We start from the raw sequence: 317 nt of genomic DNA on the forward strand, positions 1-317 counted from the left end.
AACCAAGGGTTTTTACTTGGTTTTATAGGTAAAAACCATTACTGTTAAGTCCATAGCTCGTTCCAACGCTCGGATTTCAGGGCGATAAAAGATAATAATTGAGGATATAACGATGGATGATTTACACGGTTTCTACCTTGAAGATCTGCAGGTAGGACAGACGGCAAGTTATGCAAAGACAGTGACTGAAGCTGATGTAGTGCTCTTTGCTGGCGTATCCGGAGATGATAATCCAGTGCACATCAATGCTGAGTATGCGGAACAAACGATATTTGGTCAGCGTATTGTGCATGGGATGTTTAGTGCCGCATTGATTT

The 317-nt window shown here is 42.0% G+C and carries 1 protein-coding gene; it reads left to right on the plus strand.

Translation table 11 applies throughout. The annotated features are described in order from the left end of the window. Positions 1-112: 112 nt before the first annotated feature. On the plus strand, positions 113-317 hold a 205-nt coding region (locus QWI17_RS19160), incomplete at its 3' end, for a MaoC/PaaZ C-terminal domain-containing protein (RefSeq protein WP_302724139.1).

This window comes from Gilvimarinus gilvus (genome assembly GCF_030518155.1).
Lineage (GTDB): Bacteria > Pseudomonadota > Gammaproteobacteria > Pseudomonadales > Cellvibrionaceae > Gilvimarinus > Gilvimarinus gilvus.